11 protein-coding genes are annotated in these 13,637 nt (G+C 34.5%); 5 read left to right on the forward strand and 6 right to left on the reverse strand.

Annotated elements, in window-relative coordinates; genetic code table 11:
- Nucleotides 1-251: 251 nt before the first annotated feature.
- From WMO18_RS07320 to WMO18_RS07345, 6 genes are all read right to left on the reverse strand, one after another.
- Entirely contained in the window at nt 252-1,901 is a 1,650-nt protein-coding gene (locus tag WMO18_RS07320; RefSeq protein ID WP_211148287.1) for a S1C family serine protease, read from the reverse strand.
- A gap of 24 nt (nt 1,902-1,925) precedes the next feature.
- Nucleotides 1,926-3,293 carry a HAMP domain-containing sensor histidine kinase gene (locus tag WMO18_RS07325; RefSeq protein ID WP_367286503.1) on the reverse strand — a complete coding sequence of 456 codons (1,368 nt, stop codon included), beginning with the start codon at nt 3,291-3,293 and terminating at the stop codon, nt 1,926-1,928.
- 83 nt (nt 3,294-3,376) lie between these two features.
- Nucleotides 3,377-4,066, reverse strand: a complete 690-nt coding sequence (locus tag WMO18_RS07330; RefSeq protein WP_022504724.1) for a response regulator transcription factor — start codon at nt 4,064-4,066, stop codon at nt 3,377-3,379.
- 185 nt (nt 4,067-4,251) lie between these two features.
- Entirely contained in the window at nt 4,252-5,469 is a 1,218-nt protein-coding gene (locus WMO18_RS07335) for a DegT/DnrJ/EryC1/StrS family aminotransferase (RefSeq protein ID WP_022504725.1), read from the reverse strand.
- 213 nt (nt 5,470-5,682) lie between these two features.
- Nucleotides 5,683-5,952 (reverse strand): sporulation transcriptional regulator SpoIIID, encoded by a 270-nt coding sequence (gene spoIIID, locus WMO18_RS07340; RefSeq protein ID WP_138156632.1) that lies wholly within the window; start codon nt 5,950-5,952, stop codon nt 5,683-5,685.
- A gap of 60 nt (nt 5,953-6,012) precedes the next feature.
- Nucleotides 6,013-6,879 (reverse strand): metallophosphoesterase, encoded by an 867-nt coding sequence (locus tag WMO18_RS07345; RefSeq protein ID WP_367286504.1) that lies wholly within the window; start codon nt 6,877-6,879, stop codon nt 6,013-6,015.
- 251 nt (nt 6,880-7,130) lie between these two features.
- On the opposite strand from WMO18_RS07345, the gene WMO18_RS07350 reads away from it, so the two are divergent.
- The 5 genes from WMO18_RS07350 (at nt 7,131) to WMO18_RS07370 (ending at nt 13,625) form a co-directional block, all read left to right on the forward strand.
- Nucleotides 7,131-7,643, forward strand: a complete 513-nt coding sequence (locus WMO18_RS07350) for a CYTH domain-containing protein (protein WP_022504728.1) — start codon at nt 7,131-7,133, stop codon at nt 7,641-7,643.
- Between the two features lie 22 nt (nt 7,644-7,665).
- Entirely contained in the window at nt 7,666-8,532 is an 867-nt protein-coding gene (metF, locus tag WMO18_RS07355) for a methylenetetrahydrofolate reductase [NAD(P)H] (protein ID WP_211147791.1), read from the forward strand.
- Complete coding sequence (locus tag WMO18_RS07360; protein WP_022504730.1) at nt 8,529-9,161, forward strand: vitamin B12 dependent-methionine synthase activation domain-containing protein; 633 nt, start codon at nt 8,529-8,531, stop codon at nt 9,159-9,161. The genes metF and WMO18_RS07360 overlap by 4 nt, the downstream gene beginning before the upstream one ends.
- Nucleotides 9,161-11,521 carry a homocysteine S-methyltransferase family protein gene (locus WMO18_RS07365; protein WP_211147790.1) on the forward strand — a complete coding sequence of 787 codons (2,361 nt, stop codon included), beginning with the start codon at nt 9,161-9,163 and terminating at the stop codon, nt 11,519-11,521. Before WMO18_RS07360 ends, WMO18_RS07365 begins: the two co-directional genes overlap by 1 nt.
- Before the next feature lie 202 nt (nt 11,522-11,723).
- Complete coding sequence (locus tag WMO18_RS07370) at nt 11,724-13,625, forward strand: polysaccharide biosynthesis protein (protein WP_211147789.1); 1,902 nt, start codon at nt 11,724-11,726, stop codon at nt 13,623-13,625.
- The last annotated feature ends 12 nt before the right edge of the window (nt 13,626-13,637 follow it).

The raw sequence follows: 13,637 nt of genomic DNA on the forward strand, positions 1-13,637 counted from the left end.
TCTGGACATCAATGATGTCCCCTACACCTGTGAGTCATAGTTTCATATAATTTTATGGTATATATTCTCACTACAAATTTGCCTTTAACCACAATCAAAATAAAAAAGACAAACCCCAATTTATACTACTGATTTGTCTTAACCAACAGACAAAATCGAAAAGCAAAAATTTTATATGAAAGTGAAAATAGCCGATAGGGGATACCTATCGGCTATTGTGTTGTAAAACTTAGTATTTGACTTAATTTAAATTACTTCTGGGTTTCACCTTTATCGGCTACAAGGGTAACATTGATTGTAGCAGTTTTGCTATTGCTTGGGTTGGAGCTGTCAACCTTACAGATTTCAACATTAATTTTGTCACCGACTTTATGTTTGGCAAGAACTGAATAAACCTGATTAAATGTTTTAACTCTTGTGCCGTCAACCTTAGTAATAATGTTCTTAGGTTTTGCACTTGAATTAGCAAAACTACCGTCATCGGCAATTTCTGTAATCAAGATACCCTGAGGAATACCAAGAGCAGTAGAAGCAGTTTCGTCAACTGCAACACCCACAATACCCAGTCTTACTCTGTTTTCAACATAACCGTATTTAATAATATTGTTTACAATTGTTTCTACAGTATCGGTAGGAATTGCAAAACCCATACCTTCATATGTTGCAGAGTTAATCTTAGCAGTTGTAATGCCTATTACTTCACCGTAAAGGTTACATAATGGACCACCACTGTTGCCCGGATTTACCGCTGCATCTGTCTGAATATATGATACTGTACTGTCGTCTAATGTTCTGTCCTTAGCCGAAACAATACCCTTAGTTAAGCTATTTTGAAAGTCAAGTCCACCGGGATTGCCAACTGCAATAATATCTTCACCGACTTGAAGATGACTTTTCTTAACAAAGTGTACAGGCTTCAGATTTTTACCTTTAATTTTAAGAACTGCAAGGTCTGTACGGGTATCATATCCAACAACATTAGCAGTATATTTTTTGCCATCATTATTGATTACCTGGTATTTGTATGCTGTCTTGCTGTCACCGATAACATGACTGTTTGTAACAATATAACCGTCACTACTAACAATAATACCTGTACCCTGACCCTCAGCATTTTCTTCACTTGAGATTTTATCTTCAAAAGTTAGAATTGCTACTGTAGAGTCGGAAACCTTTTCATAAGCTGATTGTGCTGACTTTTCACCACTTGACTTAGTATCAATAATAATGCCATCAAAGTTTTTGTCTGTGTAGTTCTTTGCAGTATTACTTGTAGTTGTTGTACTGTTTACTGCATTTTTTACAAGGTCATTATAGTATTGGTCAAATGTATAGTCAGAGGTGTAGTCGCCACCTGCAGGGTTTGTAGCTTGTTGTTCATACATATTGCCACTTGTATTGCCCTCAACCTTAACCGATAATCCTTTGCTACCTGTCAATACAGAATAAGCAAAGAAACCGCCTGTCATAATAAGTACAGTTACAATAACGGTTATCAGGATTGTTACACCTTTTTTGGAGCTTTTTTTCTGTACAGTAGGTACATTGAATTTACCCACAACATTTTTTTCAATATTTTCTGAGTTGTCGGTAGTTTCAATAGGCTTAGGGTCGCTTAGAAAAGCACTGTTATTCAGCTTTTCTTCGGTAGGCTTTGCAGCTACAACGGTTTTTTCTTTCTTTGGTGTAAAAGAAAATGTATCGTCAGGTCGGTTAGGTCTTTCCTCACCAACAGTAAAGATTGGCATTTCTTTTACAGGTGAAGGCTTTTTATCGGTACAAAATCTGTTAGCTACACCGTTAAAGCCACCATCCTTAGTTTTTTTCTGTAATTCCGGCAATGGCTCCGGAATAGGAGCAGGTGCCGGATTATTTAATTCAAAATCATTATTGTTTTCCATATATATTTCTCTTACTTCTAAAAATTATTTGTTAGGTATCCAGAAAGCAAAACAGGTTTCCTTGTCAATTTCACTGGTAACATTAATTTCACCACCATGTAGATTGATAATAGTTTTTACAAGGTAAAGACCAAGTCCCATGGACTTTTTGTCCTCACTTCTTGATTTGTCTGTTTTGTAGAATTTATCAAAGATAAACGGTAAATCTTTCTGTGAAATACCCTTACCTGAATTTTTAACACTAAAGTAAAGCTTATCACCTTTACTTTCAGCATGGAAAGTGATTTCTCCACCCTGTGGTGTAAACTTTGTAGCGTTTTCAATTAGGTTATAAAGAACTTGATGTAGTAATGCTTGGTCACCGTAAACAGAAAGACCATCAGCAGTTTCAAGTCCTACAATTTCAATTTTCTTTTCTTCCAGTCTGTCTTCAAATGTTAGAAGAATATTTACAATGGTGGAAATTAAGGAGAATTTAGTTTTGTAAATTGTAGTCTTGCCGCTGTCAATTCTTGCAAGGCTTAGCATTGAGGCAACAAGTCCTGAAAGTCTGGATATTTCTTCAGAAACAATAGTTAGGTAGTGTTTCTGTTTACTTTCCGGAATAGTGCCGTCAAGAATACCGTCAATAAAACCTGCAATAGTGGTCATAGGTGTCTTTAATTCGTGACTTATGTTTGCGATAAAGTCTCTTCTGACAGATTCTTCCTTGTCAAGAGCATCAGCCATATCGTTAAAGGCTCTGGTTAGCTGACCAACTTCATCCTTACCTTTTACAGGAATACGACCTGAAAAATCACCCTTTGCAAATTTCTTGGCTTGTTCACTCATTTGCTTTAACTGTTTAGATTGAGTGTAAGAGAAGACACCGGCTAATAAGCAAGATACAAGTACAGAAGCCAAAACTGCATAAATAAGGATTTGGAAAATTTGATTAGGTAATCCATTTTCTATTGTATGTTCAGGTACACAAACAAAGATATAACCGGCTATTGCTATATCTTTATTTTTATCTTCGGCTAATTTTAACTTAAAAGGTGAGGCAACAGTTAGCTTTGTGTCACTATAGAAAAAGTCTGTTTTTGTTTCACTTTCGTAATACTGGTCTTTTATCAGTGCATTGGTTACATAAAAAGGCATTTGATAGCCTTTTTTGATGTTTTTGTCCGGCCTTGTAATTTTGTAAACCGTACCTGCTGCATCTGTAATAATAAGATTGTAAGAATTGTTTTTGCTTAAATCAATCATAAGGTTAAAGGTTTCTTGGTCTTTAACTTCAAGCTGACCGTTATTATTTTCCAGAGCTTTTGTGGTTAACAAAACATAGGAATTAAGGTCTTCCTTAGCTTTTTTTAGGTTTCTTGTATCCCAAAACTGATTGACAAAAACCATAAGAAAAGTGCCTAGTATAATAAAGGCTATTAATATGATACCCATTGTTATGGATAGGTATTTTTTAAACAAAGAAATTTTCATTATTTTGCGTCAAACTTGTATCCGACACCCCATACAGTCTTAAGACTCCATTGATCGGATACACCGTTAATTTTTTCTCTTAGTCTTTTAATATGTACATCAACTGTACGGCTGTCACCGTAATAATCAAAACCCCATACTTTGTCCAAAAGTTGGTCTCTTGTAAATACCTTGTTAGGGTTACTTGCTAAATAGTAAAGAAGTTCCATTTCTTTTGGTGGAGTATCAATGTACTTACCGTCAACTCTAAGTTCATAATTAGTTAGGTTTATAGAAAGTTTATCCCAATTGATTTCCTTAACTTTTTCTTTTTCTTCGCTAGTACTTGTTCTTCTAAGTACTGCGTGAATACGAGCAATAACTTCCTTTGCTTCAAAAGGCTTAATAATGTAGTCATCGGCACCTAGTTCAAGTCCCAGAATTTTATCAAAAAGTTCACCTTTGGCAGTTAACATAATGATAGGTCTGTTGCTTGTTTTACGAATTTCCTTACAAACCTGCCAACCGTCCATCTTAGGCAGCATAATATCAAGCAAAACAAGGTCAGGTTGTTCTCTGTTGAAAAGTTCAACAGCCTGTTCACCGTCATTGGCTATTACAACCTGATAGTCATCTCTTTCAATATATAAACGCAAAAGTTCGCAAATGTTGACATCATCATCAACAACCAATATTTTTTCTTTGCTCATTGTTTCCCTCTTTTCGATTTTTATTTCAAAAATCCTTTTCTTTAAAATAGTACAAACTATCCCTTATAACTACATTATAATATAAAATTAGAAAATTTCAATGAATATTATTTAAAATCTGATTTATTTTTAATAAAAAATAACATCACTTGCATTTTACAAGTGATGTTACAGAAGTTTTACTGTTAATTTTCTTCAGCAGTCAGTTCAGCATAAACTTTTTTGAATGTATCAATTACATATTGTGCATCATCAAAGCTCATTTTACTGTTCATTGGTAATGTTAGCTGATTCTTGTGCATATTGTATGCGTTAGGATAATCGGTAATGTCAAAACCCTTTACTTTATAAGCAGTAAGCATTGGTAAAGGCTTAAAGTGTACATTACACATAACACCGTTTTCAGCCATCTTGTGGTAGAATTTATTTCTAAATTCAGCACCTTTACCTAGAAATCTTACAAAGTAAAGGTGACCTGATGAACGGCTGTTCTCATCATGATGATTTAGTACCTGTAGGTTCATATCCTTAAATGCCTCATTGTACATATCAATCATCTTGTGTCTTTTATCAAGAATTTCATCATATCTGCTAAGTTGTGCAAGACCTAAAGCACCCAGCACATCAGGCATATTACATTTATACTGTGTATCTACTACATCATATTCCCAAGAAGTACCATGGTTTTTAGCAAAGGCATCCTTAGTTTGTCCATGTAGAGAAAGTAGCATATATTGCTTATATAGTGCCTCATTGTCAATGCCTTTGTGGTTACGCCAAGTAACTGCACCACCTTCGGCAGTAGTCATATTCTTAACTGCATGGAAAGAAAAGTTAGTAAAGTCAGCTACAGAACCACACTTTTTGCCGTTTCTCATAGCACCAAAAGCATGAGCACCATCAGCCATAACAATAATTCTGTCAAAAGCATCTTGAATAGGACTGTTAGGCTTGAACAAATCTTTCTTGCTTTCTACAATGTCAAAGATTGTGTCATAGTCACACATAACACCGGCAAGGTCAACAGGAATAATAACCTTAGTCTTTTCGGTAATGGCATTGGCCATTTTGTTGTAATCCATTTCAAATGAATTTTCTTTACAGTCTATCATTACAGGTGTAGCACCAACATGACAGATAACAGAAGCAGAGGCTGTGTATGTGTATGCAGGTACAATAACCTCATCCCCAGGGCCTACCCCTAAAATTCTAAGTGTCATTTCGGCACAAGCAGTTTGACTGTTTAAACATACTGCAATATCTGTATTACACCAATTTGCAATGCCTTTTTCAAAGGCTTTTGTTTTTGGTCCGGTTGTAATCCATCCTGATTTTAATACTTCTACAACAGCATCAATCTCTGTCTGTGTAATATCAGGAGGAGAAAAAGGTATATTTCTCATAAATAAATCCTCACTTAATGACAAATTGTCAAAATACCTATATAGGAGTGATTATACTACTATTATTTCCAAGTGTAAAGTAAAGGTATAGAAATATATGTAAAATGTTGCTTTTAGTCGAATATTTATGTGTGGAAATTTACGAAAATATACAAAAAACAGAAGCCTTTTTATGTAAGACTTCTGTTTTTATAATGTGATATTTTGTTTTGTTTATGTATTTTCTCTTTGCTTTCTAAGGTTAAGATACTTGTTTTTTGTGGCAATTCCACCACGGATATGACGCTCACTTTTATTTATTTCAAGAACTTTTTTTACATCAAGGTATAGCGATGGGTTGATTTTTTGTAATCTTGAAGATACATCTTTGTGAACGGTACTTTTGCTAATGCCGAATTTTTTGGCAGTTTGCCGTACAGTATCTCCACTTTCTGCAATATAATTGCCTAGGGTAACAGCTCGTTCTTCCACAATTCCTTTCACATATTAACCCTCCCTTTAAGGATAGTTAAATTTATGCTATGAGAATTTCTTTTATTACTGTTATTTGCCCTTAATTGTAACTACCGTAACATCAAGTGGATTGAAAAATCTTGGAATACCTCTTGAGGTGTTTAGTCCGGAAGTGATGATTAGGTTAACATTTTTTTCTTTAAAGTAGCCTTTGGTGTATTTTGGAAAGTAACCTTGTTCCGGAGCATATACACCACCGATAAATGGAATTCTAATTATGCCACCATGAGTATGACCTGAAATCATTAGGTCAATGTTGTAGTCTTTAAATGACCAAGTGTAGCACTCAGGCTTATGACAAAGTAAAATTGAGAAATGACTGTTATTCTCTTGCTTTAGATAGCTTTGAAACAGCTTATTTTCGTCATTGTTGTAGTCAGGTGCATAGTATTCAAAGAACGGATAGTCCTTTATACCTGCTATTGTTAATTTATCACCTGACTTAGTTTTGTAGTCTACCATTTTATTGTCTAGTAGAGTAATACCTGTTTCAGAAATTTTCTTTTCAAATGACTTTAGTTTATCTTTTAGTCCTACTTCGTGATTACCCAGTGCATAATATGTTGGGTATTTTTTTGCTAAACTTTTACAGATAGAAATTACACTGTCATAATTATCAGAGCCTTTTTCTACCATATCACCCACAATACAAACTATCTCAGGGTTTGCATTATCAATTTTCTTAATAAGTCTTTTGTTGTCTTTGCCAACAAAACCACCTTCAGTATCAGAGATTACAACCATCTTTACCGAACCTTTGATTTTGTTAGTTTCAACAGTATAATTGCTATAGGTTAAACAGTAGTTGCTATATATTATGTTGCCTATTATAAATAGAATAATTGCAAGAAAAATGCAAAGTAAGGTAAAAGCAACCTTATGTTTCTTAATCTTCATATATACCACCAAAAATATTTTATCACTGTTTTTTGTAATATGCAAAAAACTATGAAAAATAATATGGTAAATTTGAACTTTATATGTTACAATTAATTTGCATATTTAAAAATAGAATTTGTATAAATTTTGATTTTGATATAGTTTTTAGCTATAGCAAACATAAATAATAAGTATTTTGTATATACTAAAAGCTATGGTAAAATACTAAATGTCTTAAAGATATTAATTAGAAAAGACAAGGTGAAAAAATGAACGAACCCTTAGAGATAGAGAGAAAATGGCTGATTGAATATCCATCTGTTGATATGATGAAAAATATGACAGATTATGATTATTCGGAAATTGAGCAAACCTATACTAACTATATGGAACATTCTGTTTACGGTAGAATTCGTAAAAGAGGTAAGAAAGGTAATTATAAATTCTACAAAACTTTTAAGAAGAAGATTACCAACCTAACAAGAGTTGAATACGAAGATGAAATTACTGAGGAAGAATATAACAAAATAATGAAGCATAAAAGAGAAGGCTTTAATACTATCAACAAGGTTCGTCATACTTTTATTTATGAAGGGTTAAAGTACGAAATAGATGTGTTTCCTTTTTGGAATGACAGAGCATTTATGGAGTGTGAGGTAAATAGTGAAGATGCAAAAATTCCTATTCCTCCTTGTGTAAAGGTTATTAAAGAAGTAACCGATGACAGCAGATATACTAACTCAAACCTTGCACAAAAAATTATTACTGAGGATTTAAACTAAGGAAAGATATAGAGGTATAATTATGAAACTAAGTAACTTATATACAAAGGCTAAAGAAGAGGGAAAGACAGTATTATCATTTGAAGTTTTCCCACCTAAAAAGACAAGTGGTATTGAAACAGTTTATAAAGCACTTGATGAACTTGCAAAGATGAATCCTGCTTATATTTCCGTTACATACGGAGCAGGTGGTACTGAAGCCAACAATACTGCAATTATTGCTGAAAAGGTAAAGTTACTCGGTGTTGAACCACTTGCTCATTTAACTTGTGTTAACAATGACAAGGTTTCTGTAGAAAAGGAACTTGATGAATTTAAGTCAAAAGGTATTGAAAACATCCTTGCTTTAAGAGGCGACATTGTTCCCGGTGTTGAACCAAAGAAGGACTTTTTACATGCAAGTGATTTGTGTAGTTATATTAAGGCAAGAGGTGACTTTGAACTTGCCGGTGCTTGTTATCCTGAAGTACATATGGAAGCAAAGGATATGGTTGAAGATATTAAGAACCTAAAGCATAAGGTTGAGTGTGGTGCAGAACACCTAATTTCTCAGCTATTCTTTGACAATGAAGTGTTCTATAAATTCCAGGATATGGCTAGATGTGCCGGTATTGATGTACCTATTGCAGCCGGTATTATGCCTGTTACAAATACAAAGCAGATTCAGAGAATGGTATCAATGTGTGGAGCAAGTCTTCCCGTTAATTTCTCAAGAATTATGCAGAAGTATGAGAATAATCCTGAGGCTTTAAGGGATGCCGGTATTGCTTATGCAATTCAGCAGATTGTTGATTTAATTGCACATGGCGTTGACGGTATTCACCTATACACAATGAACAATCCTTATGTAGCCGGAAAAATTACAGAAGCAATTGGAAGTATGTTATGATAACATTATCAAATTTAAATAGGTCAGAGGCACTTCGTTATATGGGTGCTAAGGCACTTAACCCTGACAAAATGACAAGTGACATTATGGATGAAGTGGAAAATGAACTGTTAAAGGTTTGTAGACCTGCATATACCTTTACAGAAATTCCAAAGGACAGTCCGGCACTTGGTGGCAATGACATTAAGAAAGTTGTAGCAGAAAGCGAGAAGGTCTTGCTTATTGCTGCAACTTTAGGCATATATGTAGAAAAACTTTTGAGGAAAACTCAGATAACCGATATGGCAAAGGCTGTTGTAGTTGATTCAATGGCATCTGTCGCTATTGAACAGTTTATGGATAAGATTGAGGATGAACTAAAGGAAAGATACAAAGGTCTTTACTTTACCAACAGATTCAGTCCCGGTTATGGGGATTATCCTCTTGAAAAACAAAGAGAAGTTGTTAAAATCTTAAATACAGAGAAAAAGTTAGGACTAAGCCTAACAGACAGTTTGTTGCTTAATCCTACTAAGTCTGTTACAGCAGTAATCGGACTAAATAAAAATGAAGTAAAGGGAAAAATCAACTGTACTTCAAAGTGTATGAAGTGTGGAAACAAGAATTGTCCATATAGAAGGGAGAACTAATGGATTTCAAAACATTACTACAAAAAGACTTTATTATATATGACGGTGGTATGGGTACAATGCTACAGGACAGAGGTCTTGAGATGGGTCATAACCCAAATGTACTCAATATTACAAATCCTGAAACTATTGTTGAAGTACACAGAGAATATGTAAATGCAGGTAGTGACATTATTTGTTCAAACACATTTTCTACCAACAAATATAAATTGGAAGATACAGGCTATGGTGTTAAGGAAGTTGTAAAAGCTGCCCTTGATTGTACTGAAAAAGCAGTAGAAGGCACTGATGCTTTAGTAGCACTTGATATTGGTCCTATCGGTCAGCTACTTCAACCTAACGGTACTTTATCACCGGAAGAAGCATATGAAATCTTTAAGGAAATTGTTACTGCCGATGATAGATATGATGTTATTGCTATTGAAACAATGACAGACTTACTTGAAATGAAAACTGCACTTTTAGCTTGTAAAGAAAACAGTGACAAGCCTGTTCTTTGTACAATGAGTTTTGAGGAAAACGGCAGAACATTCCAGGGGGTTTCACCGGAGGCAATGATTCTTACACTAGAGGGACTAAAGGCTGATGCTATTGGTCTTAACTGTTCCTTAGGTCCTGATGAAATTGCTCCTATTCTAGAAAGAATTTGTAATAAGTGCAATGTTCCTGTTATTGCAAAGCCGAATGCCGGACTGCCTGACCCTGTAACCAACACTTATACAATGGGTGCCGAAGAATTCGGTGAAAAACTTTCTGCACTTTCTAAGCTGGGGGTAAAGGTACTTGGTGGTTGTTGTGGTACAACTCCTGAATATATTAAGTGTCTAAAGAATGACTTGAAGAATTTTAAATATGAAAAGAATGTTCACCCATATGTAACTTCAGTTTCTTCCGGTACAACTGTAGTGGAAATCAATCAGCCTAGAATTATCGGTGAAAGAATCAACCCTACAGGTAAAAAGTTATTTAAACAAGCACTTGTAAATAACGATATGGACTATATCCTAGGTCAAGCTATCAGTCAGCAAGAAGACGGTGCTGAAATTCTTGACATTAATGTAGGTCATCCTGAAATTGATGAAAAAGAAATGATGGTTAAAGTTGTTAAAGCAGTACAGGGTGTTGTTGATTTACCACTTCAGCTTGACTCAACAAAACCGGAAGTTCTTGAAGCCGGACTTAGAGCATATAACGGTAGAGCAATTGTAAACTCTGTAAATGGTGAGGAAAAGTCCTTAACAGAGATTTTACCTATTGTTGCAAAGTACGGTGCATCTGTTGTAGGTCTAACCCTTGATGAAGACGGTATTCCCGAAACAACAGAAAAGCGTGTTGAAATTGCAGAAAGAATTATTAAGAGAGCAACTGCCCTAGGTATTAGAGAAGAAGATATTTACATTGACTGTCTAACACTTACTGTTTCTGCTCAGCAAAGTGGTGCAGTACAAACCCTTGACGCTATTGAAATTATTAAGAGTAAATACAAGGTAAAGACAGTTCTTGGTGTTAGTAATATTTCATTTGGTTTACCTCACAGACCTTTGCTTAACCAAACATTCCTAACAATGGCTATGGAAAAAGGTCTTGACTTGCCGATTATTAATCCTAGTGTATTCGGTATGGCAGGTGCAGTCAGAGCCTTTAGAGTGCTAAAAGGATTTGACCAAGAAAGTCGTGACTTTATTGAAAAGTACAGTGACTATGTAATTGAAACAGTTAAGGATAGTCACGAAATGACTTTAACTCATGCAGTTATGAAAGGTTTAAAGAAAGAATGTCACGATATTACTGCTAAGAAGTTGGAAGATACTGACCCTATGGAAATTATCGACAAGGAGCTTATTCCGGCACTCGATAAGGTTGGCGACCTTTTTGAACAAGGTAAAGTTTTCTTACCGGGACTACTTTCATCAGCTACTGCAGCACAACAAGCCTTTGAGATTATTAAGGAAAAGTTAGCGTCCTCAAATGAAGAAAGTATTTCTAAAGGTAAAATTATCCTAGCTACTGTTAAGGGTGACATTCACGATATTGGTAAAAATATTGTTAAGGTACTACTAGAAAACTACGGCTATGATGTAATTGACCTTGGCAGAGATGTTGAACCGTCACTTGTTGTTGAAACTGCAGTAAAAGAAAATGTTAAGCTAGTTGGACTTTCTGCTCTAATGACAACAACTCTAAAGAGTATGGAAGACACAATTGCACTTATCAGAAAAACACCTGAACTAAAAGATACAGCAGTTTTAGTAGGTGGTGCTGTGCTTACTGAGGAGTATGCTAAGAAAATTGATGCTGATTATTATTGCAAAACTGCTGCAATTTCAGTAGAAACTGCCAATAGGTTTTTTGGTAATTAAAACATAAACAACACATAAACATTTAATGTAGCAAATGTTTTAAAAATATTATATTATATACGAACAAATTATTATCACTGTATTGGACATATATATAGAAAAAATCACTTTACATTGACTTTACAATTTATAAGTTATATAATTTACTTGTGGAGTACCTTTATGTGAGTTGAGGTTTAGAGGGAACTCCGGAGAGGTAAATATGCGAATTTCAAATTTTAATTTCAGAAAAGTGATGCTACTTATTGTTGATGCAGTGATTATTTCAATTTGTGGCGTTATATCAAACTTTATTTTACAAGTATTAGATTTCCAAACAGGATTTAGAAGCATCGTGGAAACACCTTATGTTGTTGTTTCTATACTTATAAATGTTATTATATGTATTTGCTGCTTGTTTATATGTGGAGCATATAACAAGGCTTGGAGATATTTTAATGCAAAGGACTATCTGTCTTGCCTTATCGGTATGGTAGCCGGTGTTGTATTAAGTACATTAGTCCTTTCTTTAAGATACAATTCATTTAACTATGTTCTTCCATATACACTTATTAGTGGTGGGCTTTCAGTAGTTGGTGTTGTATTATTTAGATTGATTTTTAAACGAGCATTTATTAAAATTAATGATGCCGGTGCTATTGATGTAGGCGAAAGAACTCTTATTGTGGGTGCAGGTAATGCCGGTAGGATTATTCTGGAAGATATTTTTAATGCAAAGCAAGACTCAGATAACCCATCAAAATCAATTTTCCCTGTAGGTTTTATTGATGATGACATACTAAAGCAGAACAATGTTATTAACAGTGTTAGAGTTTTGGGACAAACTACCGATATTCCCAAAATTTGCGAAAAAGAAAATATTTCACTTATTATCTTTGCTATTCCTTCATGTGAAGAAGAAGAAAGAAAGAGAATTCTTGATATTTGTTCTAAGACAAAATGTAAAATCAAGATTATTCCTTATATTTCAAAGCTACTCCTTGATGAAGGAGTAGACGGTACAAGACTGCTAAACCAAGTTAAGGATATTAGAATTGAAGATTTACTTGGCAGACCACCTATTACATTTGATAAGTCATCAATCAAAACTTTAGTTGAAGGCAAAGTTTGTATGATTACCGGTGGTGGTGGCTCAATCGGCTCTGAACTTGTAAGACAAATTGCACAATATAACCCTAAAAGAATTGTTATAGTTGACATATACGAAAATAACGCATATGATATACAACAAGAATTACGCCTTGAATATGGCGATAAGGTAAACCTTGATACAATTATTGCTTCTGTTAGAGATTATGACAAGATGGAACAGATTTTTGCACAGGAAAGACCTGACCTTGTGTGGCACGCAGCTGCCCATAAGCATGTTCCACTAATGGAAACAGTTCCTTGTGAAGCAATTAAGAATAATATTTTCGGTACATATAATGTTGCAAGACTTGCACAAAAATATGGTGTTAAGAAATTTGTAATGATTAGTACAGATAAGGCAGTAAACCCTACTAATGTTATGGGTGCAACAAAAAGATGTTGTGAAATGATTATTCAGTATATGAGCCAAAATACAACAGGCACAGACTTTGTAACTACTCGTTTCGGTAATGTACTTGGAAGTAACGGTTCTGTTATTCCTATTTTTAGAAGACAAATTGAAAACGGTAAGCCTATTACCGTAACTCACCCTGATATTATCAGATACTTTATGACAATACCTGAGGCTGTATCTCTTGTACTTGAGGCTGCAAGTATGGCTAAAGGTGGAGAAATCTTTGTACTTGATATGGGTGAACCTGTTAAGATAACAACTCTTGCTGAAAATCTATGTAGAATGTACGGCAAGATTCCTTATAAAGATGTTGAGATTAAGTTCACAGGTCTTCGTCCCGGTGAAAAATTATTTGAGGAACTTTTGATGGATGAAGAAGGACTTAAACAGACAGATAATGAAAAGATTTTCATCGGTAATCAGATTCACATTGACAAAGACAAGTTACTTCATTCACTTGATGAACTTAAGGAATGTGCCAGTGAAAATGATGATGATGAGGCTCTTAAACTGTTGGCTGAGATTGTGCCAACTTTCAACCATCAAACAAATAAATAATTTATTTTAAGT

It is taken from the genome of Ruminococcoides intestinihominis (assembly GCF_040096285.1).
In the GTDB taxonomy this organism is placed as follows: domain Bacteria; phylum Bacillota; class Clostridia; order Oscillospirales; family Acutalibacteraceae; genus Ruminococcoides; species Ruminococcoides intestinihominis.

What these genes read in the sequence shown, in the direction of transcription:
- WMO18_RS07320 (WP_211148287.1), bottom strand. Translation starts at nt 1,901, where the DNA reads ATGGAAAACAATAATGATTTTGAATTAAATAATCCGGCACCTGCTCCT.
- WMO18_RS07325 (WP_367286503.1), bottom strand. Translation starts at nt 3,293, where the DNA reads ATGGTTTTTGTCAATCAGTTTTGGGATACAAGAAACCTAAAAAAAGCT.
- WMO18_RS07330 (WP_022504724.1), bottom strand. Translation starts at nt 4,066, where the DNA reads ATGAGCAAAGAAAAAATATTGGTTGTTGATGATGATGTCAACATTTGC.
- WMO18_RS07335 (WP_022504725.1), bottom strand. Translation starts at nt 5,469, where the DNA reads ATGAGAAATATACCTTTTTCTCCTCCTGATATTACACAGACAGAGATT.
- WMO18_RS07345 (WP_367286504.1), bottom strand. Translation starts at nt 6,879, where the DNA reads ATGAAGATTAAGAAACATAAGGTTGCTTTTACCTTACTTTGCATTTTT.
- WMO18_RS07350 (WP_022504728.1), top strand. Translation starts at nt 7,131, where the DNA reads ATGAACGAACCCTTAGAGATAGAGAGAAAATGGCTGATTGAATATCCA.
- metF (WP_211147791.1), top strand. Translation starts at nt 7,666, where the DNA reads ATGAAACTAAGTAACTTATATACAAAGGCTAAAGAAGAGGGAAAGACA.
- WMO18_RS07360 (WP_022504730.1), top strand. Translation starts at nt 8,529, where the DNA reads ATGATAACATTATCAAATTTAAATAGGTCAGAGGCACTTCGTTATATG.
- WMO18_RS07365 (WP_211147790.1), top strand. Translation starts at nt 9,161, where the DNA reads ATGGATTTCAAAACATTACTACAAAAAGACTTTATTATATATGACGGT.
- WMO18_RS07370 (WP_211147789.1), top strand. Translation starts at nt 11,724, where the DNA reads ATGCGAATTTCAAATTTTAATTTCAGAAAAGTGATGCTACTTATTGTT.